23 protein-coding genes are annotated in these 23,787 nt (G+C 70.8%); 10 read left to right on the forward strand and 13 right to left on the reverse strand.

Annotated elements, in window-relative coordinates; all coding sequences use genetic code 11:
- The first annotated feature begins 1 nt into the window (after window position 1).
- From D0Z08_RS02330 to D0Z08_RS02340, 3 genes are read left to right on the forward strand one after another with little or no spacing between them, the layout of a single operon-like run.
- A complete protein-coding gene (locus D0Z08_RS02330; protein ID WP_245993557.1) occupies window positions 2-247 on the forward strand; it encodes a DUF6752 domain-containing protein in 246 nt (81 codons plus the stop codon).
- A gap of 22 nt (window positions 248-269) precedes the next feature.
- Window positions 270-1,385: a hypothetical protein gene (locus D0Z08_RS02335; RefSeq protein WP_118922218.1), complete on the forward strand. Its 1,116-nt coding sequence runs from the start codon at window positions 270-272 to the stop codon at window positions 1,383-1,385.
- Complete coding sequence (locus tag D0Z08_RS02340) at window positions 1,382-2,965, forward strand: class I SAM-dependent methyltransferase (protein WP_118922220.1); 1,584 nt, start codon at window positions 1,382-1,384, stop codon at window positions 2,963-2,965. Before D0Z08_RS02335 ends, D0Z08_RS02340 begins: the two co-directional genes overlap by 4 nt.
- A 25-nt stretch (window positions 2,966-2,990) precedes the next feature.
- Here D0Z08_RS02340 and D0Z08_RS02345 read toward each other — a convergent pair whose 3' ends face one another.
- Window positions 2,991-4,229, reverse strand: a complete 1,239-nt coding sequence (locus tag D0Z08_RS02345) for a polysaccharide pyruvyl transferase family protein (RefSeq protein ID WP_182481100.1) — start codon at window positions 4,227-4,229, stop codon at window positions 2,991-2,993.
- Between the two features lie 120 nt (window positions 4,230-4,349).
- Between D0Z08_RS02345 and D0Z08_RS02350 the strand changes: the two genes are divergently transcribed.
- On the forward strand, window positions 4,350-5,684 hold the full coding sequence (locus D0Z08_RS02350) for a phospholipase D-like domain-containing protein (protein ID WP_182481101.1): 1,335 nt from the start codon (window positions 4,350-4,352) through the stop codon (window positions 5,682-5,684).
- Window positions 5,685-5,688: 4 nt separating this feature from the next.
- Here the strand turns inward: D0Z08_RS02350 and D0Z08_RS02355 are convergent, their stop codons facing one another.
- The 4 genes from D0Z08_RS02355 to D0Z08_RS02370 all read right to left on the reverse strand — a co-directional run bounded on the left by D0Z08_RS02355 (window position 5,689) and on the right by D0Z08_RS02370 (window position 10,499).
- A complete protein-coding gene (locus tag D0Z08_RS02355; RefSeq protein WP_182481102.1) occupies window positions 5,689-6,675 on the reverse strand; it encodes an endonuclease/exonuclease/phosphatase family protein in 987 nt (328 codons plus the stop codon).
- Window positions 6,676-6,860: 185 nt separating this feature from the next.
- Window positions 6,861-8,057, reverse strand: coding sequence for a hypothetical protein (locus D0Z08_RS02360; protein ID WP_147381291.1), 1,197 nt, complete (start codon window positions 8,055-8,057; stop codon window positions 6,861-6,863).
- Between the two features lie 9 nt (window positions 8,058-8,066).
- Complete coding sequence (locus D0Z08_RS02365; protein ID WP_118922230.1) at window positions 8,067-9,179, reverse strand: hypothetical protein; 1,113 nt, start codon at window positions 9,177-9,179, stop codon at window positions 8,067-8,069.
- A 57-nt stretch (window positions 9,180-9,236) separates the two neighbouring features.
- Complete coding sequence (locus D0Z08_RS02370) at window positions 9,237-10,499, reverse strand: phospholipase D-like domain-containing protein (RefSeq protein ID WP_182481103.1); 1,263 nt, start codon at window positions 10,497-10,499, stop codon at window positions 9,237-9,239.
- Between the two features lie 304 nt (window positions 10,500-10,803).
- Between D0Z08_RS02370 and D0Z08_RS02375 the strand changes: the two genes are divergently transcribed.
- Window positions 10,804-11,895 carry an endonuclease/exonuclease/phosphatase family protein gene (locus tag D0Z08_RS02375; RefSeq protein WP_118922234.1) on the forward strand — a complete coding sequence of 364 codons (1,092 nt, stop codon included), beginning with the start codon at window positions 10,804-10,806 and terminating at the stop codon, window positions 11,893-11,895.
- Window positions 11,896-11,937: 42 nt separating this feature from the next.
- Here the strand turns inward: D0Z08_RS02375 and glf are convergent, their stop codons facing one another.
- Window positions 11,938-13,122: a UDP-galactopyranose mutase gene (glf, locus tag D0Z08_RS02380; protein ID WP_220453982.1), complete on the reverse strand. Its 1,185-nt coding sequence runs from the start codon at window positions 13,120-13,122 to the stop codon at window positions 11,938-11,940.
- A gap of 68 nt (window positions 13,123-13,190) precedes the next feature.
- On the opposite strand from glf, the gene D0Z08_RS02385 reads away from it, so the two are divergent.
- A complete protein-coding gene (locus D0Z08_RS02385; RefSeq protein WP_118922238.1) occupies window positions 13,191-14,324 on the forward strand; it encodes a phosphatase PAP2 family protein in 1,134 nt (377 codons plus the stop codon).
- On the opposite strand, the gene D0Z08_RS02390 is transcribed toward D0Z08_RS02385, so the two are convergent.
- Window positions 14,227-15,123, reverse strand: a complete 897-nt coding sequence (locus D0Z08_RS02390; RefSeq protein WP_118922240.1) for a glycosyltransferase family 2 protein — start codon at window positions 15,121-15,123, stop codon at window positions 14,227-14,229. The genes D0Z08_RS02385 and D0Z08_RS02390 overlap by 98 nt on opposite strands.
- Entirely contained in the window at window positions 15,120-16,013 is an 894-nt protein-coding gene (locus D0Z08_RS02395; RefSeq protein WP_118922242.1) for a glycosyltransferase family 2 protein, read from the reverse strand. The genes D0Z08_RS02390 and D0Z08_RS02395 overlap by 4 nt, the downstream gene beginning before the upstream one ends.
- Window positions 16,014-16,074: 61 nt before the next feature.
- Between D0Z08_RS02395 and D0Z08_RS02400 the strand changes: the two genes are divergently transcribed.
- Window positions 16,075-16,851, forward strand: a complete 777-nt coding sequence (locus D0Z08_RS02400; protein WP_220453983.1) for an inositol monophosphatase family protein — start codon at window positions 16,075-16,077, stop codon at window positions 16,849-16,851.
- A gap of 39 nt (window positions 16,852-16,890) precedes the next feature.
- Here D0Z08_RS02400 and D0Z08_RS02405 read toward each other — a convergent pair whose 3' ends face one another.
- Entirely contained in the window at window positions 16,891-18,330 is a 1,440-nt protein-coding gene (locus tag D0Z08_RS02405) for an LCP family protein (protein WP_118922244.1), read from the reverse strand.
- Window positions 18,331-18,486: 156 nt separating this feature from the next.
- Window positions 18,487-19,452, reverse strand: coding sequence for a threonine ammonia-lyase (locus D0Z08_RS02410; protein ID WP_118922246.1), 966 nt, complete (start codon window positions 19,450-19,452; stop codon window positions 18,487-18,489).
- A gap of 93 nt (window positions 19,453-19,545) precedes the next feature.
- Here D0Z08_RS02410 and D0Z08_RS02415 point away from each other — a divergent pair, with 93 nt between their 5' ends.
- The gene (locus D0Z08_RS02415; protein WP_118922248.1) at window positions 19,546-20,436 is read left to right on the forward strand and encodes a LysR family transcriptional regulator; all 891 of its coding nucleotides are present in this window, start codon (window positions 19,546-19,548) and stop codon (window positions 20,434-20,436) included.
- On the opposite strand, the gene D0Z08_RS02420 is transcribed toward D0Z08_RS02415, so the two are convergent.
- Window positions 20,425-20,934: an acyl-CoA thioesterase gene (locus tag D0Z08_RS02420; RefSeq protein WP_118922250.1), complete on the reverse strand. Its 510-nt coding sequence runs from the start codon at window positions 20,932-20,934 to the stop codon at window positions 20,425-20,427. The genes D0Z08_RS02415 and D0Z08_RS02420 overlap by 12 nt on opposite strands.
- Before the next feature lie 24 nt (window positions 20,935-20,958).
- Between D0Z08_RS02420 and D0Z08_RS02425 the strand changes: the two genes are divergently transcribed.
- Window positions 20,959-22,212, forward strand: coding sequence for an LCP family protein (locus D0Z08_RS02425; RefSeq protein WP_118922252.1), 1,254 nt, complete (start codon window positions 20,959-20,961; stop codon window positions 22,210-22,212).
- Window positions 22,209-23,084: a crotonase/enoyl-CoA hydratase family protein gene (locus tag D0Z08_RS02430; RefSeq protein ID WP_118922254.1), complete on the forward strand. Its 876-nt coding sequence runs from the start codon at window positions 22,209-22,211 to the stop codon at window positions 23,082-23,084. Before D0Z08_RS02425 ends, D0Z08_RS02430 begins: the two co-directional genes overlap by 4 nt.
- A 24-nt stretch (window positions 23,085-23,108) precedes the next feature.
- Here D0Z08_RS02430 and D0Z08_RS02435 read toward each other — a convergent pair whose 3' ends face one another.
- Complete coding sequence (locus tag D0Z08_RS02435; protein WP_118922256.1) at window positions 23,109-23,252, reverse strand: DUF1059 domain-containing protein; 144 nt, start codon at window positions 23,250-23,252, stop codon at window positions 23,109-23,111.
- Between the two features lie 11 nt (window positions 23,253-23,263).
- Window positions 23,264-23,782 carry a hypothetical protein gene (locus D0Z08_RS02440; RefSeq protein WP_118922258.1) on the reverse strand — a complete coding sequence of 173 codons (519 nt, stop codon included), beginning with the start codon at window positions 23,780-23,782 and terminating at the stop codon, window positions 23,264-23,266.
- Between the last annotated feature and the right edge of the window lie 5 nt (window positions 23,783-23,787).

The following is a 23,787-nucleotide window of genomic DNA, read 5'->3' on the forward strand; positions in this document are numbered from 1 at the left end:
CATGAACGACCGACTGCGCGACGCCGGACGCAAGATCGGGCGGGTGGCTCCGGGCTCGACCCGACAGGAGGTCGCCGCCCTCCGTGAGCGGGTGAGTGAGCTGGAGGCCGAGGTGCAGGAGGCCCGCCGCCTCAACCGGCGGGTGGCCGAGCTGCTCGACGTGGTCGAGGAGCTGCTCGTGCCGCTGACCCTGCGCGACGAGGAGAAGGTCCAGGCCTTCCTCGACGCGCACACGCTCACCCCGTGACCCCGGACAGGACAGACAGCTGATGGCACGCACCGTCCATCTCCACATCGGGCTGCCCAAGACCGGCACCACGTTCCTCCAGACGACGATGTGGGAGAACCGCCGCGCGCTGCGCCGGCAGGGGTTCCTCTACCCGGGCACCAGCCGGATGGACCACTACCACGCCTCCCAGGAGGTGCGGGGCGCGTCGCCGGCGCGGATGGGGCGCAACGCGGGCATCTGGGACCGGCTGGTCGGCAAGCTCGCCGCCTGGGACGGCGACGGGATGGTCTCCCACGAGTTCTTCAGCATGGCGACCGCAGAGCAGGCCCAGGCGGCGGTCGCCGCGCTGGCGCCGGCCGAGGTGCGGCTCGTGGTGACGGTCCGCTCCTACGTGCTGCAGTTCCCGGCCGTGTGGCAGGAAGCACTCAAGATGAACTCCGACCTCGGCTTCGACGAGTTCATGGACAAGGCGCTCGCCGGCAAGCTGCGCGGCGGGTGGAGCTGGCAGTCGCAGGACATCCCGCGCGTGCTCGGCAACTGGACGCAGGCCGTGCCGGCCGACCGGATCACCGTGGTCACCGTGCCGCCCCCGGGAGCCCCGCGCGGCCTGCTCTGGGAGCGGTGGAAGGAGGCCATCGGCATCGACGACTCCAGGTTCGACCTGGACGTGAGCTATGCCAACGAGTCCCTCGGCGCGGCCCAGGCCGCGCTCCTGGAGCGGGTCAAGCCGCACCTCACCGGCCCGCTCGAGGTGGGCACCGTGCGGCACCGCTGGGTGCGGAAGTACTTCGGGCACGAGGTGCTGGTGCCGCAGCGCGGCGAGCGGTTCGGACCACGGCCGCACCACGTGGCCGAGCTGGCCACCCGCTCGCGGGCGGCCAGGGACTGGATCCAGGAGCAGGGGTTCCCGGTGATCGGCGATCTCGACGACCTGCTCTCCACGGCGTCCCCGGACGGCACTCACCCGAGCGACGTGCCGGACCAGGAGATCGTCGACGTCGCCGCCCGCGCGATCGAGCAGATGATCCGCGACGTTCGCGACCTGACGATGGAGCGCGACAAGCTCCGGGCCGAGCTGCGCCGCAAGGCGCGGCACCAACCGGTCGGCGGCGCACGCGCCGCGGCCCGGCGGATCAAGAGGGCGCTGCGGAAGTGACCGAGCCGAGCGAGACCGAGACCGCCGAGACCGCGACACTGCGGGTCCACGACGCCCGGCTGGTGCTGCCCGCGGACCTGGACCCCGAGTCGACGTACGACGTCTTGCTGAACGACCGGCACGTCTGGTCGCTCCAGCCGCAGAACGACACCAAGCCGGGCCGCGGGGGCCTGGTCGCGCGCTGGCCCGCGTCGCTCGGCCGCCACCTGGTCGGCCAGGCGGACGTCGTGCTCCGCGAGCACCTCACCGGCACCGTGGTCGCCACCTCCCACCACGTCTTCAAGGGGGCGGCCGACCAGCGGGTGGACGTCGTCGACCGCACCGGCAGCCCGTTGATCATCGACAAGTACGGCAAGCTGGTCCGGCCGCTGTCGACCGAGGGCACCGACACCCTCGACGAGCTGATGGACCAGGTCGAGCTCCTGATCGCCGACCTGCGCGACAAGGCCGGGGTGCCGACGTTCATCGCCTACGGCACCCTGCTGGGCGCGGTCCGCAACGGCCAGCTGATCGGCCACGACAACGACCTCGACATCGCCTACATCAGCCAGCACCCCTACCCGGTCGACGTGATCCGCGAGGCCTACAAGATCGAGCGGGTCCTGCTCGCCGAGGGCTGGTCGGTCCGGCGCGGCTCCGGCGCCCGGCTCAACGTGCGGATCCGCCTGTCGGACGACTCCACCCGGTTCGTCGACGTCTTCACGGCGCACTGGGTCGAGGGCGTCCTCTACATCCCGCAGGACACCGGCTTCCGGCTCCCGCCGGAGACGATCCTGCCGCTCACCACGGTCGAGCTGCTCGGCCGGCAGGTGCCGGCACCCGCAGACTACGAGGCGCTGCTCGCGGCGACGTACGGCGAGGGCTGGCGCACGCCCGACCCCTCCTTCCGCTACGAGACCCCGCGGTGGCTGTCGCGCCGGATCGGCGGCTGGTTCGGGGGCCTCCGGACCCATCGCAAGCAGTGGGACACCTTCTACGGCGCGCACAAGGGATCGCTGCCGACCAAGCCGTCGTCGTTCGCCAAGTGGGTCGCCGAGCACTACCCGAGCGACCGCCCGCTCTACGACATCGGAGCTGGCAACGCCCGTGACGCCCGGTGGTTCGCGAAGCGCACCGGCCGCACCGTCACCGCCGTCGACTACACGATCGGCGCGATGCTGCGCGCGCAGCGACGGGCGTCGGACTCACTGCCGCTTTCGTTCGAGGTCATCAACCTGTACGACGCGCGCGAGGTGCTGGGGCTCGGCGTCCGGTTGAGCCGCCTCGACACCCCCACCGACCTGTACGCCCGGTTCGTGCTCCACGCCCTGGAGGACCTGGGCCGCGAGAACCTGTGGCGGCTCGCCTCGATGGCGCTGCGGGGCGGCGGCCACCTGTTCCTGGAGTTCCGGACCGACCAGGACCGCGGGCGACCGCACGTGTTCAAGCAGGCCGGGCGGCGCTACCTCGACCCGGCCACCGTCGTCGCCGAGATCGAGGCGCACGGCGGACGGGTGGTCCACCAGGAGGCCGGCACCGGGTTGGCGCCGTTCCGGACCGAGGACCCCCACGTCTGCCGGATCGTCGCGGCCTGGTCGTGAGCTGGCGAGCTGCAGGAATCACCGGTCAGCGGCGGCCGAAGACGCCCTTGGACCGCGCCGGGGGTGCCGGTGCGACCGGCGCAGGAGCGGCCGCCGCCGGCTGCGGTGCCCGCCTCCGCGGGTAGATCGCCTCGGCCTCGTCGAGCTTGGCCCGGTGCAGCCGGCCGGCCTTGAGCCGGAACTCGGGGTCACTGGCCGGCTCGGGCAGCTTGTCGAACCCGACCGGCGCGATCGCGAAGCCGGTGCCGAGCTCGGCGAGCGACTCGTGCTTCGTGCGGTAGTAGTCGTCGTCGATCTCGATCGCGATGCCGTCGGCGCCGACCGCCGCCGCGAGCTGGTGGAAGTGGTAGCGGGTCGTGATCCAGGTCTGCAGCGGGCGGCCCGGGAAGCCCTCGTGCCACAGCCGCACGAACGACATGAAGTTCTCCTCGGGGATCAGGTCCGCGAGCAGGTCGTAGGCCCGGCGGTCCCGGTCGGTGCCGGGGATCGACTCGAGGTAGCGGATCGTACGCCCCTCGAACCGTCCGCTCTCGATCATCGCCCGCACACCCGCGACAGTCGCCTCGAAGACCTCGGGCTCGGCCAGGTCGCACTGCAGGCTGATCCACACGTCGCCGGGCTGCCCGGTCGGGTCCGGTCGCTCGCCGTGGCCGGGGATCGACGACAGGCCGAGGAACGCGTCGTTGACGCCGAGCTCGACGCCGGCCATCTCCGCGCTGGCGCTGTCGCGGACGGTGGCGTGGTCGGCGGCCGCGAGGTCGTCACGGATCCGCTCGGGATCGATCGCCGGCATCAGGCCGAGGCCGGTCGCCACGAACTGGGCGTCCGCCACCTCGGCAAGGCGCCGCGCGGCGCGCACCAGCCGGCCGTGGTGCAACCAGTTGGAGGTGATGTGGCCGCCACCGACGAGGTGCACGGTGGTGGCGCGGCGCAGCTCGAGCAGCCCGTAGTCGAAGAGCGGGCTGCCGAGGTCGCGGACCACCCGGTCGACGGTCGCATCACCCTCGTCGGGATCGGCGTCCATCGTCAGCCAGCTCACCCGCCACAGCAGGTTGGTGAGCTTCAACCGGGGGTGCAGGCCCTCGAACAGGAAGGCCGCCATGCCGGGATCCGGGCAGTCGAGCACCACGTCGGTGTCCGGCTGCCGTTCGGCCAGGAACCTCAGCCAGGAGGCGGCGATGAACTCGTCGCCGAAGTTAGGATGCCCGGCCGTCGACACCAGATGGATGGTCGGTTGCTTGTCGTTCTCGCTCCCCTGCGACACGTCAGCCAACCTAGCAGGGGCGGGTCGTCGGCCTCACCAGCAGATCGGCTGTTCGCGGCTCGCGCGGAGAACTCGTCGAAGCGGCCAGTCCGAAGGATCCAGCGGACTAGCATGCCGCACATGCGCCGAGCCGCAGCACTGCTGGTGATCCTGCCGGCGTTGACGCTGGCGCCGTGGTCTGCCAGCGGCTACGAGCCCAGCGGCGGCGTGACCTTCAACGTGCCGAACCCGTGGGGCTCCAGCGCGGAGAACACCCGGATCGTCCGGAAGGTCGAGGAGGCCTTCCGGCACGTCCGGAGGACGAGGCGGGACCCCCACCCCGTCATCTTGGTGACCGGCTACCTCTTCGACCGCGACGTGAGCGCGAACGCCTTGATCAACGCCTGCCGCCGCGGTGTGTCGGTCCGCGTGATCATCAACCGCAAGGTGGCCTCGCGACCGCTCCGCAAGCTCGTCACTGCGCTCAACGCCGACAACGTCCGGGACGGCGACCGCGACGGCATCGCCGACAACGACCCCCGCGCCGGGCGCTGCAACCGGGCGCTCCCCGCCCAGCACGACGGCCTTCGCCAGCGCGGCGAGGGGATCCCCCTGATGACGGCCCGGCAGACCCGGCGGAGCCTTCGCCGGCCGACCGGCCAGCAGGTCACGTGGGGTGCCGACGGCAGTTACGTCCTGAAGTGCTCAGGCTCCTGCCGCGGCGCATCCGACGCGAACATGCACTCCAAGATCTACGCCATGTCGAGCAGCGGGTCCGCGAACAACGTCGTCATGGTGTCGTCGTCCAACCTGAACGGCGGCGGCGCCAAGCTCGGGTGGAACGACCTGGTCGTGATGAAGGGCCGGCCGAAGACCTTCGACTTCCTGGTGCAGGTCCACCGGCTGATGACCGCCCAGAAGCGCGCCGGTCCCGACCTGCTCGAGCTCACGGACGGTCCCTACACGACGCGGATCTTCCCGATCGTCGGCGGCAAGGACCGGGACCCTCTCCTGCAGGACCTGCGCAAGATCAGGTGCTCCAGCGATCTCGGCCGGACCTCACTGCACATCCAGCAGTTCTGGTGGAACGGCCACCGCGGCAACTACCTCTGGGACAAGATCCGAAACCTCGCCCGCGACGGCTGCAAGGTCAAGATCATCATCGGCGCCGTCGATCGTGGCCTCGGGCGAAGGATGCGCGACGCGCGGCGCGCCGGCCTGATCGAGTTCTGGGACAGCCGCATCGACACCGACATGGACGGGTACGTCAACACCCGCACCCACATGAAGGCGGTCGCAGTCCGCGGGACCTACGGCACGAACCGGCGCTACCACGGCGTCTGGACCGGCACCGCGAACTGGTCCAACGGCTCGCTGACCAGGGGTGACGAGAACACGCTCAACGTCCGCAGCGCGCGCCTGTGGCGCAGGTACGTGCGGTACTTCACCACCGTCCGGAACCACTCGACCCGCTAAGGCATCAGCAGATCGGCCTGCCGCGCACCCAGCAGCCGCGGCCGTTGACCTTGAAGCTGACGATCAGCGGCCGGTGGTCGGAGTTCAGCCCGGTCACGATCCGCTGCCCGGTGGCGATCACACGCCGGGTCGGCTTGAAGCTGACGTAGTCGATGAGCCGCATGTCGAAGCCGTTGTGGAGCACGTGGGTGCCGGTGCCGGGCTCCCCCAGCTCGTAGAAGCTCGACCGGAACCCACGGGTGCCGAGCGCGGCGTACGGGAAGATCGGGTCCTGGGCGACCTTGTCGTTGCGGTAGTTCACGTTGAAGTCGCCGGTCACGAACACCAGGCCGCCACCCTCCTCGGCGTGGATCTTGTCGATGACCGCCTGGAGTCCCGCCATGTGCCGGGCGTAGAGCCGGATCCGTCGACGGTTGTCGTTGCGACCGCCGTTCTCGCCCTGGACGGTGGGAACGAAGTGGTTGTTCAGGACCCAGATCGTGCGACCGGTGGCGTTGTCCAGCAGCCGCAGGCGGACGACGTACTTCGCGTGCGTCGTCGCCGGGCCCGCGCCCTTGTCACCGACGAAGGTCTCCGGCGCGACCTGGATCCAGTCGCGGCCGAGGAACGTGAACTTGTCGGAGCGCCACAGGATCGGCTGCCCACCCGGCACGGCCGGCACGGGGATCCACCCGTCCCACGTACAGGTCTCGCAGTCGAGGAGCCGCTTCCGCACCCGCTCGCGCCGCGCCCAGCTCGACATCTCCTGGAGCGCGACGATGTCCACCCCCTCCGCGAGGAGGTTCTTGACGTCCCGGAACCCCTTGCGGGTGGTCGAGGTGGCCGCGGTGTTGAAGCTCGCGATCCGCACCGTGCTCGCCGTGGGAGCGGCCGCCGCCGAGGCGGTGCGGTCGGGGCTCGCTCCGGCGGACGGCACCAGCCCGAGAGCCAGTGCGCCGATGGCGACGAGGGCGCCGAGACGTGCGGATTGCGGACGTCGGGGATTCCACACGGGAGATTTCCTCCTGATCGGCGTGTCGCAACCGGATTCGCGACGACATCTGTGTCAGGCTGCGAGTTTCACACCAGTTACTCCGATCACGCAAGCCCCCTGGCGTCACAGGGGTCTCTTTGGTGCACGCCTGTAGCCCGTCCGGGCCAGGCGGGACGGGTCGAACGGACCGGATCGGACCGGTCTCAGGAGTCGGAGCGGCGCTCCTTGGCGGCGCGGTAGGCACCGCGCAGCTTGCGCAGCAGCGGACGCTGCTCGCTCGCGTGCACCAGCGCGAACCGCACCGGCTTCTCCTGCGCCGTCGCGGTCAGGTCGTCGGCCCGCTGCACGGCGGCGCGGCGCTCGTTGAGGACCACCAACAGGTCGGCGATCGTCGCCACACTCTCTGCCAGCAACGCAGCGTCAGGAGGTACGGCGTACGGGTCCTCCTCGGGCGCCTCGGCGGTGACCGGCGTCGGGACAAGGTCCGCGAGGTCCCCGACGACGTCGACGCCGGCAGCGGCCAGCCGGTCCGCGATCGCGCGCGACTCGTCGGCGGCGTACTTCTGGTCCTCCGCGCTCAGCGACAGCCGGGTGCCACCGCGCGACTCGAGGATCCGGTGGGCGAGCACGTTCTTGACGACGAGCGGATAGGGACCGGGGAGCGGCAGCCGATCGCCGAGCTCGACGTTGACGCGGCGGAGCAGCTCCGCCTGCTCGGCGCCGAGCGAGCTGTTCGAGCGTTCCAGCTCGGTGTCGAAGGCAGCCGGATCGACGCCGATGACCCGCGCGAAGCGGTCCCACAGCGTCGTCGGGTCCGCGCCGGAGGGAGGCACGGTCACCAGGTGCAGGTGCTCCGGTGGCAACCCGACACCCCACCGCTCGAGGACGCCGGCATAGTCCTGCACCTGCCAGAACCAGCTGGTGCGGGCGTGGTCGTCCCGGACCTCCTGGACGAAGCGCGCGAACGTCGCGGCCGAGCGGTGCTTGACGTGCTCCTGCCACTCGGCGGCGATCTGCCGGACGTGGTCGCGCGCCGTGACGACGACGTGCACCTCGGCCCGGTCGGCGAGCGCCGCGACGGCGCGCCGCGCCTGCTCCGCGGTCGCACCGGCGAACAGCTCGTGGGAGATCAGCACGTTGCCGTCCGACGCGACGGCCTCCTCGGCCAGCCGGTCCCACATGCCGCGGGCGCGCTCGGGATAGATCGGGTCCTCCGCGAGCCCGCGGACGTCCAGCGTGGCCAGGAAGTGGTCGTGGAACCGCTCGCCCGGCAGCAGCAGGCCCTGCTCCCGCGCGGTCTCCCGCTGTGACCACAGCACGTCCTGGAGGAACGTGGTGCCCGTCTTCGGGCTGCCGACGTGGAGGAACACCCGGGGCCGCGGGTCGTGGATCGCCATCACTCGCCGAGACTAGTCGCGGAGCCGGGCGAGCCGACGACGTACCCGCCCACCGACGCGCCGGGCGGTCGGCACCAGACCGGGGTCGGGGGCCGGCTCGGCGCGCTCGACGAGCAGCTCCGCGATCGCCGCGACCGCCGCCGCGGTCTCGAGCTCGGGGTCGACCGCGTCCGGGTCCGTCCACGGTCCGGGGACGGGCTGCGGCACCAGCTCGTCCAGGTCGCCGTGGACCTGGTAGCCGCGGTCGGTGATCCGGCCGTTCTGGCGGGTCGCGATCTCCGCCAGCCGGGCGACGAGGTCGGACGGGCACTGTGCCGGGGCGGACGACTGGCCCGCCAGGATCGACTGCGCGAAGACCCGCTTGACGACCTGGCTGTAGGCCGGCTGCTGGATGCGACCGTCGAGGACCTCGTTGACGCGGCGCAGGACCGCCACCTGGACCGCGCCCAGGGTCTTGTTGGCCGTCGGCTCCTCGGTCGTCGGGTCGAAGGCGCCGGCGTCGAACCCGACGGCGTCCCCGAACCGCCGCCAGAGCACGTCGGGCCCCGAGCCCGGCGGGGGGCCGACGACCAGGTGCACGTTCTCCGGCGGCAGCGTGCGCGCCCACCGGTCGAAGATCCCGATCAGGTGCTGGTTGCGCCAGAAGCCGTTCTGCCGCTCCAGGCCGACGTTGGCGCAGAACGCCTCGAACGTCACAGGGTTGCCGTTCTTGACCCGCTCCTGCCAGTCCGACGCCACCTGGCGGGCGAGATCGCGCGCCGTGACCACCAGGTGCACGTCGAGGCCCTCCAGCGCAGCCATCCCGGCGTCGACCTGCTCGCGCTTGGCGGCTCCGAGGAGCTCATGGCTCATGATCGTGGTCCCCGGATAGGCGCGGGCGCCGTCGCAGAGCCGCTGCCAGGTGCCCTCCAGCTCCTCGGCGGTCCGGCCCCAGAACGCGTGCGACTCCCGCAGCTCGATCGCCGCGTGGAACATCTCGAAGTGCCGCTGGCCGGCACACGTGACACCCACCGCGTCGAGCTCCTCGCGATGGCGCCACAGCGCCCGCTGCAGGAACGTGGTGCCGCTCTTCGGAGTGCCGACGTGCAGCACCACCCGGTGGGCCGAGTCGGGGGAATCGGACATGCTCATCTCCCCACGAACTCTAGTGCCCCAGGACGCAGGTTCCGGCGGACCCTCCGCTCAGCGGTACATGCTGTACGGCAGCCGGCGCGAGTGGTCGCGGATCGCGTCCCAGTTGTTCAGATAGCTGCGGTACGCCGACCGCAGGCCGACGTTGAGCGTGGTCTCGTCGCTGCGCGACAGCGACCCGGCCACCCAGTTCTGCGACCCCGTCCACACCCGGTAGGCGCGACGGTCGGTCCCGACCGTGCCCTTCACCAGGACGTACTTGGCGTGGGTGCGGACCTCGCTCCAGCCGTCGTCGTTGTAGTCCCAACGGCTGTCCCACAGGTCGATCACGTGACGACGCGCGAGGTTGCGCATCCGCTCCGCCAGCAGCCGCGAGGGCGCTCCGTAGACGATCCGGACCTCACAGCCGTTGCGGGCCAGGTCGGCGATCTTGTCGAGGAGGTAGGAGCCGCGCTTGCCCTTCCAGTAGAACATCGAGATGTGGATCTGGGTGCGGCCGAACGCGCTGCGGCACCGGATCTTCTTCAGGTCGCGCAGCGTCGGGTCGGTCGCCTTGCTGGCGTTGCGCATCGGGAAGAACCGGGCGATGTACGGCCCGGACTTGACCTGCACCTTGTCGCCGCCGGCCCGGACGTCGTCCGTCATCAGCCGGTGCATCGCCTTGAAGCCGCGGTAGAGCGTCCGGCGGCCCTTGACGACGTACATGTCGTTCCAGCCGAGCTCGGCGCCGCCGCGGTTGAGGTTGGACGAGCTGACCATGACCATGTGGTGGGTGCTCTTCGTGCGTGAGAAGAGGTAGAACTTGCTGTGCATGTTGCCGCCCTTGCCGCGGCAGCTGCCGTTGCACCTCTTGACGTAGCTCCCGTCCCGGCCCCAGGTCACCGAGTCGCGCTTGGGCGCCTCGACGCTCCGGTAGGCCTCCCGGGGGGTGAAGACCTCGAGCTGGGTGTCCTCGGTGGCCCCGGGCTCGACCCGGAGGCCGCCGTGGCTCGGGGGAAGCGGGCGGTTGCACTTGCCCGCACGCGGGTCGTCGCGGGGCCCGCTGACGTTGTCCGCGTTGAGCGCCGTGATCAGCTTTCGCGACGGCCGGCTCTCGATGTCCTCGTCGAGGATCACCCGGACCTGGACGCCGCGCCGGCAGGCCGCGATCAGCGTCTTGACGGTCGTCGGGCGGTCCAAGAGGTACGTCGAGATGTGGATGACCGGGTGCCGGTGCCGCCGGGTCCGGACGGTGTTGCGGATCGCGTGCTCGACCTTCTTCACGATCCGGAAGTTGGCGACGTCGTCGCCGTACGGCTCCGGGACGTTGAACACCGCTCCACCCCGGGGGCCCATCGCTGACGCGGGGACGAGAAGGAACGAGACTGACAGAACGGTTACCAGCAGCAGCGATACGCGGCGCACGGATCTCCCCGGGCTAGACGGCAGGCAGGTCGGGTTCGCGGAACCCCGTTCGCGTTGCAGGATAACCCTTTACCTTGGGACTCGTGGGGTCGGTGGGCCGGGCGTGGCGCACGACGTTCCGGGAACGCGCGGCATCCAGCCGTAGCCCATCGCGTCGAGTAAGGTTGGTCACTACGCCGCGGGACGCGGTGTCACGGGAGGGAAGCCGGGAGAAGTGGGCAAGCACGAACTACCGCGTCGCGCACGCCTGCTCCCCGTTCTCGCCATCATCGTGCTGGTCGCGGCACTGCTCACCGTCGGCCGGTTCGCGGTGGCCAACAACCAGACGACGGCCACCGACGACACCACGCCGACAGCGCCGCCGTCGATCACTGCGTCCGACGACAGCGAGGCGCCCCCCGAGACCTCGCCGCGTCACAAGAACAAGGACAAGCCCAAGAAGGACGACAAGCTGCGCGACCGGCTCCGGTCGCGCAACCTGCGCAACCGGGTGCAGCTCGCCGCCGACGGCCTCGCCGCCGACCCGGCCTCCTTCCGGATCGCCAGCTTCAACGTGCTCGGCGCCTCGCACACCGGCCCCGGCGGCAACAAGCCCGGGTACGCCGGCGGCACCTCGCGCATGGGCTGGACCGTCCAGCTGATCCGCGGCAACAACGTCAGCGTGGTCGGCCTCCAGGAGTACGAGAAGACCCAGCACGCCACGTTCGGCCGGATCACCGGCGGCGGCTGGGGCGTCTACCCCGGTCTGCAGGTCGGCAGCAAGGGAGTGCGCAACTCCATCGCCTGGAACGCCGGTGTCTGGGAGCTCGTCGAGGGCCACACCATCCCGATCCCCTACTTCCACGGCAACCTGGTGCCGATGCCCTACGTGCTGCTGAAGCACAAGGAGACCGGCCGGCTCGCCTGGTTCATCAACATCCACAACCCCGCGAGCACCCGTGGGCCGGCGCAGCACTGGCGTGACGTCGCGACCCAGAAGGAGATCGCGCTGATGAACGATCTCCAGGAGCCGCAGTCGACGAACCAGCTCGGCATCCCGACCTTCCTGATGGGTGACTTCAACGAGAAGGCGGAAGCCTTCTGCCGGGTCACCGCCGGGGCCAACGCGCAGGCGGCCAACGGCGGGACCAGCTCCCCGTGCCGGCTGCCCGCCAACCACGGCATCGACTGGATCTTCGGGTCCATCCCCGGCGTGGGTTTCTCCAACTACGTCCGGATGGACGGTGGCCTGGTCAACCGGGTGTCCGACCACCCGATGATCTACGCCGACGTGACGCTCTCCGGCGAAGCGCCCTTCGTGGAGTAGCGGCGCTGCACAGCCGCGCGCCGCGCGCAGCGCGCGTCGTACTCAGTCGTTGTCGGGGTCGACGCCACCGCTGGCAAACGGTGCGCCCTCGGCGAAGTGCGGCTTGATCTTGTTGTCGTACATCGACAGGGCCGAGCCGATCGCCATGTGCATGTCGAGGTACTTGTAGGTGCCGAGCCGGCCGCCGAAGAGGACCATCGGCTCCTTCTTGGCGAGGTCGCGGTACTTCAGCAGCTTCTCGCGGTCCTCGGCGGTGTTGATCGGGTAGTACGGCTCGTCGTCGTCCTCAGCGAAGCGGCTGTACTCGTGGACCACGACCGACTTGCCCGGGAGGTAGGTGCGCTCGGGGTGCAGGTGCTTGAACTCGAGCACGCGGGTGAACGGGACGTCGGGGTCGTTGGCGTTGACGACGCCGGTGCCCTGGTAGTCGTCGACGTCGACGACCTCGGCCTCGAGGTCGACGGTGCGCCAGGACAGGCGGCCCTCGCTGTTGCCGAAGTACTCGTCGACCGGGCCGGTGTAGACGATCGGGACCTTGCCCTTGTACTCGTCGGCCACGTCGAAGAAGTCGGTGTCGACCCGGACCTCGATGTTCGGGTGGTCCGCCATCCGCTCCAGCCAGGCGGTGTAGCCGTCGACCGGGAGGCCCTCGTACTTGTCGTTGAAGTAGCGGTTGTCGAAGTTGTAGCGGACCGGGAGGCGCGTGATGATGTCCGCGCTCAGCTCCTTCGGGTCGGTCTGCCACTGCTTGGCGGTGTAGCCCTTGATGAACGCCTCGTAGAGCGGGCGTCCGATCAGGCTGATCGCCTTCTCCTCGAGGTTCTTGGCGTCCTTGGTGTCGATCTCGCTCGCCTGCTCGGCGATGAGGGCACGCGCCTCGTCGGGGGTGTGGCTCTTGCCGAAGAAGGAGTTGATCAGGGCCAGGTTCATCGGCAGCGAGTAGACCTGTCCCTGGTACTTGCCGAAGACCCGGTGCTGGTAGCTCGTGAACTTGGTGAACCGGTTGACGTACTCCCACACCCGCTCGTTCGACGTGTGGAACAGGTGGGTGCCGTACTTGTGGACCTCGATGCCCGTCTCGGGCTCGAACTCGCTGTAGGCGTTGCCGCCGAGGTGGTAGCGCCGCTCGAGCACGAGCACCTTGAGGTCGAGCTCTGTGGCACAGCGCTCAGCGATGGTGAGACCGAAGAAACCGGAGCCGACGACGAGCAGATCAGGGGTGGACACGATCGCGGACTCTACCGTGGAGGCAGGGCCTCCCGAATTCGCTGGCGTGATCGAATTATCCTGTCGGAGTGAACAACCGGTACGTCGGTGCCCTCCAAGCGGCGCGCCAGTTCTGGCTCGCCTGGGCGATCGGCGCGGCCATGGCCGCAGTCATGCTCGTTCTGGCCGTGGTCGAGGACCTCCCCCTCCGCGATCCCGACGACGACATCCTGCCCAGCTACATCCGGATGCCGCTGATCGTGTTCGGCACGATCCTGGTCGACATCCTGCCGAGGATCGCGCATCGCGCCCGGCTGCGGTCGGCGTGGTCGCCCCGGGCCCTCGGCGGGCTGTGGCGGGAGGTCGTCGCGGAGCGGTGGCCGGCCTCGCACTGGTGGTTCGCGATCAACGGCGTGATCGCGTGGTACCTCACCTACGCGACGTTCCGGAACATCAAGAGCATGGCGCCGTTCGTGAACGGCGCCGACTGGGACGACACGATGGCCGACGTCGACCGCTTCCTGTTCGCCGGCCACGACCCCGCCGCGGTCCTGCACGCCTGGTTCGGGACCGACCTGATGGCGCACCTGATGTCGGCGGTCTACGTCATCTGGATCGTGCTCATCCCGACGTCGATCGCGATCGCGCTGGTGTGGACCCGGCACACGAGCGCCGGCTCCTGGTACGTCACCGCGGTCGCCGTGGACTGGTGCCTCGGCGCTGTGCTCTACCTGCTGTTGCCGTCGCTGGGCCCGATCTACGCGCAGCCGAGCCAGTTCGCCGACCTGCCCCACACCTTCAACAGCACGCTCCAAGAGGGCCTGTGGACGGATCGGGTGGCCGTCATGGCCGATCCGTGGGCCGCGGACACGCTGCAGACGGTCGCGGCGTTCGCGTCGCTCCACGTCGGCATCATGATGACGATCTGCCTGGTCGTGAGGCTGATCGGCCTCCCCCGCTGGATCCAGGTCGTGGGGTGGGTCTTCCTGGGCCTGACCGTGTTGTCGACGGTCTACCTCGGCTGGCACTACGTGGTCGACGTGATCGGCGGGATCGCACTCGGCGCGTTCGCCGTGTGGGTCGCCGGCATCGCGACCGGCAACCGCGACGGCTGGCGGGTCCGGCTCAACCCGGCGGACCCGGAAGAGTCCTCATCCCCCGCGCATCCCGAAGCGCTCGTGACACGTTCCGCGCCTCTGCCCGACCACCCCGCAGCGGACTGAGCAGCACCACCGCGAGCGCGATCAGCCACGGCTTGAGCCTGACCAGCACGTTCTCGCCGTACCGGAAGTGCACCGCGAACAGGTTGCGGTACATGTAGTAGCCCTTCCAGCCGGCCAGGTCGTGCTGCTGGTCGAAGGCGAGCTGGCGCACGAGCACGGCGTCGCGGACGGCGAGGATCTGGTAGCCGGCGCGTCGCGCGCGGATCGCGAAGTCCACGTCGTCGTAGAAGATGAAGTACGACGGGTCCGGCAACCCGATCGCGTCGATCACCTCGCGCCGGACCAGGAAGCCCTCGAACGAGACGTTGTCGACGGGGACCGTCGCCGGCATGCTCGCCCGGTCCGGGTAGGTGGAGTCGACGCTGGCCTTCTTGGGGCGGATCGCCAGCGGGTTACGGAGGTCGAACCGCACCGCCGCCTTCTCGACCAGCGCGCCGGACAGGTCCTCCCGGACCGCCGTCAGGCAGCTGCTGTCCACCTCCAGCAGCCGGCGCAGGCAGTCGGGCGCGGGGACGACGTCGTCGTCCATCAGCCACATCGCGTCGAAGCCCTTGTCGTACGCCGTCCTCAGGCCCAGGTGGAAGCCGCCGGCCCCGCCGAGGTTGTCGGTGGTGTGGATCGCGACCAGGTCGGGATTGGCAGCGCGCTCCAGCACCTCGCGGGTGTGGTCGGTGCTCGCGTTGTTGATCACGACGACGCAGTCGGGCCGGCGGTCCATCGCGTTGAGGCCGGCGAGCATCCGCTCGAGCAGGTCGGCGCGGTTGTAGGTCACGACGACCACGGCGACGGTCTCGGTCACGACAGGTACCTCTCGTGGCCTGAGAAGTCCCCGCGGAGCCCGGCGTACGCCGCCCGGGCGCTCATCCCGATCCGGCGCGGCTGCGGCTTGGTGACGAGGTAGAACCAGATCGTCTTCAGCCAGAACAGCAGGACGTGCACCCAGCCGCGGTAGGCGCGGAGGTTCAGCGTGTTGTTGCGGGCCATGCAGTAGTGCTTGAGGTCGCTCGGCGTGTGGTTGTACGTCGTCCGCCCGAACATCATCGGCGTCCCCAGGTCCCCGACGGACGGGTGGTGGACGACGGCGTCGACGACGGTCGCGATCCGGGCGCCGGCGGCCTCGGCACGGAGTCGGTACTCGTGGTCGTCGCCCCAGATGAAGAACTCCGCCCGGGGGTAGCCGATCCGCTCGACGAGCTCGCGGGTGACCAGCACCCCGTTGAACGGGATGACGATGTCGGCGAGCCGGCCGGCGACGGCGGCTGCCCGGGCTGACGCCACGTCGTGGACGACCCGGGTGCCGCCCGGGAGCCGGATCGGGAAGACCAGCCGTCCGGGCTCCTCCTCGTCGACGACGAGCGGCCCCCAGAAGTCGAGATCGGTCTCCGCCAGCAGCCGGTCGAGACAGCCGGGGTCGGGGAGCCCGTCGTCGTCCATCAGCCAGACCAGGTCGGCGCCGCGCTCCTCGACCGCGAGCTTGAGGCCGTTGTGGAAGCCCCCGGCGCCACCCCTGTTGCGGTCCAGCGTCCGATGGTCGACACCCGAGCCGGTCAGCCACTCCCCCGTGCCGTCGGTGGAGGCGTTGTCGACGACCAGGACCTCCGCCAGCCCGGCGACGTCCTGCAGGCGAGCGACCAGGCGCTGCAGCAACCGCAGGCGGTTGTAGGTCACCACCACCGCCACGATCCGCACGGCGGCAACCCTACGTGTCGGTGACTGCGGGTTCTGCCACCACCACCGCTAGCGTGGCCGTGTGGACACCGACTCCGTGCTCAGCCTCATGCAGGACGTCGCGGAGCAGGTCATCAATCCGCGGTTCCGGGCGCTCCAGGACCACCAGATCACGGAGAAGAACCCGGGCGACCTGGTCACCGTCGCCGACCACGAGTCCGAGGTGCTGATCACGGCCGCGCTGAGGGCGGCCTACCCGGACGCCGTGGTGCTCGGTGAGGAGGCCCACGCCCAGGACCCGGCGCTGCTCGACCGCTTCAACGCGGCCCCGCACGCCTTCACCGTCGACCCTGTCGACGGCACCAAGAACTTCGTGAACGGCTCGCCCGACCACGCCGTGATGATCGGCGAGGTCCGGGACGGCGTGGTGGTGCGCGGCTGGATCTGGCAGCCGCAGCACGACGCGGCGTACGTCGCGGAGCGCGGCGCGGGCGCCTACCTCAACGGGCGCCGCCTCACCATGGCCGTGCCGGCGAGCGACAACCACCAGCCGCCGTACCGCACCGCCCGCCGGGCCTGGGTCGGCCGCGAGCTGCCCGGCCTCGGCAGGCTGGAGCTCACCTGGGCGTGCTGCGGCGTCGACTACCCGCACCTGATCGCGGGCGACGCCCGGGCGCTGGTCTACAACCACAGCAAGCCGTGGGACCACCTGCCCGGCTCCCTGCTCGTGCAGGAGTCCGGGGGCTGGATCGGCGGCAACGACGGTCAGCCGTTCGCGGCGCAGGGCCTCGGAGGCGGCCTGGTCAGCGCACCCGACCGGGCGACGTACGACGCCGTGGTCGCCGCTCTGGGCTCGTGACGGTCTCCCGAGCGAACCTCCGCAGGCCTTCGCGGGCGATCAGCAGGCCTGGCCGAGGTCGTCGGCCTGGTTGGCGGCGTAGCCCTCGCTGAGGGAGCCGATCGAGCCGCCGGTGACGGAGTCGGGATTCTTCTTGCGCTTCTTCGCCGGCGGGGCGTCGCCCTCGGCCCGGTCGATGGCCTCGGCGACCTTGTCGTGGATCAGGTCGACGTCGGGGTCGCCGGTGTTGACCAGCGGCGGCACCAACGACAGCGTCGACATCTTCTGGTCGCGCGCCTTGAGCGCGAGGTCGATGAAGCGGCTGGCCTCGGAGGCAGGAAGGTTCGTCGAGAACATCTCGCTCGAGGCCTTGGTGAGGTCCTCGAAGTTCCGCAGCACGGTCTCGGGGCTGAGCTGCTGGAGCATCGCGTTCATCACGCACTTCTGGCGCGCCATCCGCGAGTAGTCGTCGGAGCCCTCGCGGGCACGGGCGAACCAGAGCGCCTCGAAGCCGTTGAGCTTCTGGGTACCCGGGTCGATGTAGCCGGTGACGTCGTCACCGAGGCCGCCGACGGGGATCGCCTCGCGGACGTTGACCGTCACGCCGCCGACCGCGTCGACCAGCTGCTTGAAGCCCGACAGGTTGACCATCGCCCAGTAGTTGATCTCCAGGCCGGTGATGCCCTCGATCGCCATCACGGTGGCGTCGACGCCAGGGGTCTTGGAGTCGCCGAACAGGTCGGTGTGGTCCTCGGCCCAGGTGCTCACCCCGTTGAGGTAGCACCCGTCGCAGTCGAACCCGTCGGGGAACTCGTCGGCCATGACCGAGCCCTCCTCGAACGGGAAGCTCGCCATGTTGCGCGGCAGCCCGATCAGCACGGTCCGCCCGGTGTCGGCGTCGATGGAGGCGACGGTCATCGAGTCCGGTCGCAGGCCCCAGCGGCCGGCACCGGAGTCCCCGCCGAGCAGCAGGACGTTGTAGCGCCCGTCGTGGGCCTCGGTGACCTCGCCGTCACCGAAGACGGCGATCACCCAGTCGCGGTGGACGGAGACGAGGTGGGCGCTGAAGAGCATGACGCCGGCGACGGAGAAGCACAGCAGGCCGTTGAGGCCGACAGCGGCGCGGCGGTGCTGCAGGCGCAGGCTGAGCGGCCGGCCGATCCGCCAGGCGTCGATGAACAGCGCCGCCCAGCCGATCGCGCCGGCGAGCAGGGCCGCCCAGAGCACGAGCAGCAGGTCGGCATTGGTCGCGAGGCGGAACGCGATGCGCCGGTCGAGCAGGACCGCGAGGAGGACGACGCCCCCGACCACGAGCGACGCCAGCCAGATCCGCAGCGCGATCCGGCCGATCTTCTGGTTGCCCGCGACCAGCTGGGCCGACCCGGGGGCGACGAGCGTCATCGCCATCAGCGCCAGCGCCCGGCGGAACCGGACGCGAGCGGCACGCTCGGCGACGCTCGTCTGGCCGTGAAGCCGGGACGGCGCGGTGAGGTCGGCCATGCGCGGTGTCTCTCCTGCCGGGGAAGTGAGCAGTGACCCGCTCAGTATCACCAGTCACACCTGTCACACGGTGCGCGACGCGCCGCGCTCGTCGTACCTGAACTTCCGGCCCCTTCTGGGGCGAATTCAGGGCCGGAACTTCAGGTACGACGCAGCTCAGGCGGCTGCGAGGCGGGCGATCTCGTCGGCAGAGGCGTTGCCACCGGTGCACATCACCGCGACGCGACCGGGCCGGGCGTCGGTGGCGAGGAGTCCGGCCAGGGCTGCGGCACCGGCACCCTCGGCGAGGGTGTGGGCGTGGGAGGCGAGCAGCCGGGCGGCCGCGTCGATCGCGTCGTCGGACACGAGCACGAAGTCCTGGAGCCCCGCGCGCAGGTGCGGGAGCGTGGCCGGATAGCCGCTCGACGTCGCGAGCCCGGACGCCCGGGTGGCGGAGGGGGCGGTCTCGACCGCGCCCGAGCGCCACGACCGCCAGGCCGCGGGCGCGGCGGCCGACTGGACGCCGATCACCCGGCACGCGGGCGCCAGCACGTCGCGCACCAGGCAGGCGCCGACGGCGCCCGTGCCGCTGCCGATGGGGACGAAGACGGCATCGAGGCCGGGCGCCTGCCGGAACAGCTCGAGGTACGCCGTCGCGTGGCCGAGGACGATCCGCGGGTCCGTGGTGTCGACGTACGACGGCGCGCCGGGGCCGGTCGCCAGCGAGCGCGCGTGCGCGGCAGCGTCGCCGAGACAGTCGCCGTGGCTCACGACCGTCGCACCCAGCGCGGCGACCGCGTCGCGCTTGACCTGGGGCGCCGAGGACGGCATCACGACCGTGGCGTGGCATCGGGCGATCCGCGCGGCGTAGGCCACCGACTGCGCGTGGTTGCCGGTCGAGCAGGTGACCAGGCCGGTTGCCCGTTCGTCGTCGGTCAGCCGGGCGGCGAGATAGACACCTCCGCGCACCTTGAACGACCCGGTCGGGAGCACGTGCTCGTGCTTGACGAGGATCTCGGTGCCGGCGAACCGGTCGAGGAGCGGGTGACCGACGAGCGGGGTCGTGCCGAGCTCGCGCGCGACGATCTCGCCCGCCGTCTCGATCCCCGCGAACGTCAGGGCCTGGTCCTCGATGGTCTCCATGGCTCCAGTCTCGCCCGGGAACCAGTCATCGGTCCAATAGTTCGTTTCACGCTAAATCATCGACAACATCGATATAACGGCTACCGTGGAGCCATGATCGACGTCCGCCGCCTCGAGGCCCTCGTGGCCCTGCGCCGCACCGGCACCGTCTCGGCGGCTGCAGCCCAGCTGCACTACGGCCAGCCGACGATCTCCCACCACCTCCGCCGGCTCGAGGTCGAGACCGGCAGCGTGCTGCTCCAGCGGGTCGGCCGCGGTCTGCGGCTCACCCCCGATGGCGAGCGGCTCGCCCGCCGTGGCGAGGAGATCCTGGCCCTCCTGGCCCGTGCCGAGGCCGAGCTGACGGCGTCGACCAGCCTGCAGGCCGGGCAGGTCCGGCTGGCCGCGTTCCCCTCCGCGGCAGCCACGCTGGTGCCGGCCGCGGTCGCCCTCCTCGTCGAGCGGCACCCGGGTCTCGGCCTCGACCTGATCGAGGCCGAGCCCCCTGAAGCGGCGGCGATGCTGCGCGCCGGCACCGCCGACATCGCGCTGACCTTCGCCTACCCCGGCCAGGCCGAGCCGGACGGCGTCACTGCGGTGACCGTGCACGAGGACGCGCTCTACCTGGTCGCGCCGGGCAGCCTCGACCCCGGCGCCGGACCGGTGGACCTGGCGCGGTTCGCCGACACCCGGTGGGTGACCGGCTGCGAACGCTGCCGCAGCGAGCTGCTCGCCCTGTGCTCGAAGGCCGGCTTCGAGCCCCGGATCGCGTACGCCAGCGACGACTACGTCGCCGTCCAGTCACTGGTGGCCAGCGGCCTCGGCGTCACGGTGCTCCCCGGCCTCGCCCTGCGCGCCCACCGCAACCCCGACGTCGTCCGGCTTCCCGTCCCGGGCGCGGCCCGCAGGATCCAGGTGACGACGTACGGCGCTCCCCCGCACCCCGCCTCCGTCGACGCGGTCGCGGCGGTGCTCACCGAGGTGGCCGGGGCGTCAGAGTCCTGACCGGCCGGCCTCGATCGCGGCCCGGCTCGCCAGCCGGTGCGCGCGCCGGATGTCGGCCTCCCGCATCCGCCGCTCGTCGTCCTCCGTCTCCGGCTGCAGGGGCGGAACCGGCCGGGCGGACCCGGCCGCGTCGATCGCGACGAAGACGAAGTACGCCGACGCCACGTGCCGGCTCTCGGTGGTTGCGTCGTCCCAGGGCTGGGTCTCGACCCGGACCCCGATCTCCATCGACGAGCGGCCGGCCCAGTTGATCTGGGCGAACGTCCGGACGATGTCGCCGACCCGTACCGGCTCCAGGAACGCCATCTCGTCCAGGGCCGCCGTCACCGCCGGGCCGCCGCTGTGGCGCTGGGCGACGACACCCGCCGCGGAGTCGGCGACCTTCACGATCTCGCCGCCGTGGATGTTGCCGAGCAGGTTGGCCTGTGCACGGGCGCTCACGGTCGCGAGCTCGATCCGCGAATAGCTGGGCGTGCGGGCCTCGAACGTAGTCGTCACAGCAGGACGGTAGCGTCGTGCCCCATGGCAGAGCGCCCAAGCGGCCCGCCGGCCGGAGCCGGCGGCGACGACCGCGACTTCGACTGGATGTACGGCGACCGTCCGGCGGGGACACCCCCGCCCACCCGGCCGACCCCGCGGCAGCCCCCGCCGCCCGCCGAGAACAGGCCCGAGCCGACCCGGATGCTGCCCGCCCAGCCCCGGCCACCGGCCGCCCGCCCGGAACCCGCCCAGCGGCCCTCGCCGGCCGCCCCCGCACCGCCGTACCAGCCGCCGGTCTCGGCGGCCTCGACCGGCCGTCGACCGCCGACGTCCGGCGGTGGCAGCCGCAGCCGGTGGTCGCGGCCGCGCACCTGGATCACGCTGGTGCTCGTCCTGATCCTGCTCTGGCTGGTCTATGTCGTCGCGGTGCCGTTCTTCACCTGGACGAAGGTCGACAAGATCGCGTTCGAGCCGGACGGCGACCGGCCGGACGACCAGCCCGGCACGACGTACCTCATGGTCGGCAACGACTCCCGCGCCGGGCTCACCGAGGAGGAGCGGAAGAAGTACAACACCGGCAACCCGGAGAGCTCCCTGGCCGACACCATCATCATGCTGCACACCGGCTCCGGCGGCCCCGACGTGATGGTCTCCTTCCCCCGCGACTGGATCATCGACGGCAACAAGATCAACGGCCTGTGGGACCCCGGCGACCCGACCAGGCTGGTCGCGGCGCTGGAGCAGGAGACCGGCATCCGGATCGACGAGTACGTCGAGATCGGGCTCGGTGGCGTGGCCGGCGTGGTCGACGCCGTCGGCGGCATCGAGATCTGCCCGAAGGAGAAGATCAAGGACCCCAAGGCCGGTCTCGACCTGAAGAAGAAGGGTTGCCAGGAGGCCGACGGCGAGGTCGCGCTCGCCTACGCCCGGACCCGAGCCACCACTCGGGGCGACCTGGACCGGGTCGGCCGGCAGCGCGAGGTGATCGCCGCGATCGGCGACAAGGTGCTGTCACCCTGGTCGGTCATCAACCCGATCCGGTGGTGGCGGCTCAACAGCGCGATCCCGGACTTCTTCGCGTTCGGCGAGGGCACCGGCCAGACCGACGTCGGTCGGTGGGCGCTGGCGATCGGCGGGATCGGCGACGGCGGGCTGACCTGCACGATGCCGGTCACCGACGGCTCCGCGAACACCATCGACCGCGACCGCGCCGACCCGCTGTTCGACGCGATCATCGAGGATCGCACCGACGACATCACCAAGAAGCAGTGCACCGCGGCAGGAGTAGCAGAATGACGACGTACGAGACGCTCGACTGGGATGTCGACGAGGACGGCGTCGCCGTACTCACCCTCGACCGGCCGGACGCGCTCAACGCGTTCGACCTCACCATGGCCCGCGAGCTCGAGCAGGTCTTCCTGACCGACGCGCGTGACGACGCCGTGCGCGCGGTCGTGGTGACCGGCTCCGGCCGCGCGTTCTGCGCGGGGATGGACCTGTCGGCCGAGGGCAACGTGTTCGGGCTGGACGAGTCGCTCGCACCGACGCCCGAGGACTTCCGCCAGCAGTACGACGAGCCGCCGTACGCCGAGGGTGTCCGCGACACCGGCGGCAAGGTGACGCTGGCGATCCACGCCCTCCCCAAGCCGGTCATCGGCGCGATCAACGGCGCCGCTGTCGGCATCGGCGCCACGATGACGCTGGCGATGGACATCCGGCTGGCCTCGACCAATGCGAGGATCGGCTTCGTGTTCGGCCGGCTCGGCATCGTGCCGGAGGCGTGCTCGACGTGGTTCCTGCCCCGGATCGTCGGCATCCAGCAGGCACTCGAGTGGGTCTACTCCGCCGACATCCTCACCGCCGAGCAGGCCCACGCCGGACGGCTGGTCCGCAGCCTGCACGAGCCCGACGAGCTGCTGCCGGCGGCACTCGACCTGGCGCGCTCGTTCGTGGTCGACCGGTCCCCCACCGCGCTCGGCCTCGCCAAGCAGATGCTCTACCGCAACAGCGCTGCCGAGCACCCGCTCGAGGCGCACCTGTCGGACTCGCTCGCGATGTTCTACACGTCGATCGCCGACGGCAAGGAAGGCGTCGCGGCGTTCCTGGAGAAGCGGTCGCCGGAGTTCAAGGGCAAGGCGACCGAGCTGCCGCGGATCTATCCGGCGTGAGCCTGGTGATGTGGAGCCGGAGGCTCACATCGCCATGAACAGGATCTCCTCGCGGGAGTACTCCCGACCCGGGTGCTCGGCCGCGAGGTGCTCCTGAACCTTCTCGACCAGCTCGTCGTCGTCCGCGCCACGGATCGTGACGTCACATGGGCAGCGCAGCGAGGGCATCGGGTGTCCGCTCAGGCAGGTGCCGGTGCGCTGCGCCGACGGGCGTAGACGACCGTCGCCGATCCGCCGCCGACCAGACCGACACCGAGCAGCAGCCACAGCAGTGCCGGGCCGCCCGTGTCGGGCAGCAGCCCACCGGGCCCGTTGTCGTCGTCACCGTCGGGGTTGTTGCCGCCGGCCGAGTCGACCGCGAACGCGGCGCTGGCGTGACACCGGGCGAAGGTGTCGTCGCTCGGGCGGAAGCGGGAGGTGACGGTGTAGTCCTGGCCCGTCTCGAGCACCGGCCCGACGACGGTCTTGGTGCCGCCGTTGTACTTGACCGTCTTGTCCCACACGACGTTGCCGCCGGGCCTGGTCTTGATCGCGAGGTCGACCTTGCCCTTGGGCGGGGTCGGGCTGTTCGCCGAGACCGAGATCCTGATGACGACCCGCTTGCCGGGCTCGACAACTGCGGGAACGTCGATGTTGCAGTCCGTCTCGATCTTCCCCGAGTAGGGGTCGGGAGCCGTGGCGGCCGCGTGAGCGGGCACACCAA

It is taken from the genome of Nocardioides immobilis, assembly GCF_003515065.1.
Lineage (GTDB): Bacteria > Actinomycetota > Actinomycetes > Propionibacteriales > Nocardioidaceae > Nocardioides > Nocardioides immobilis.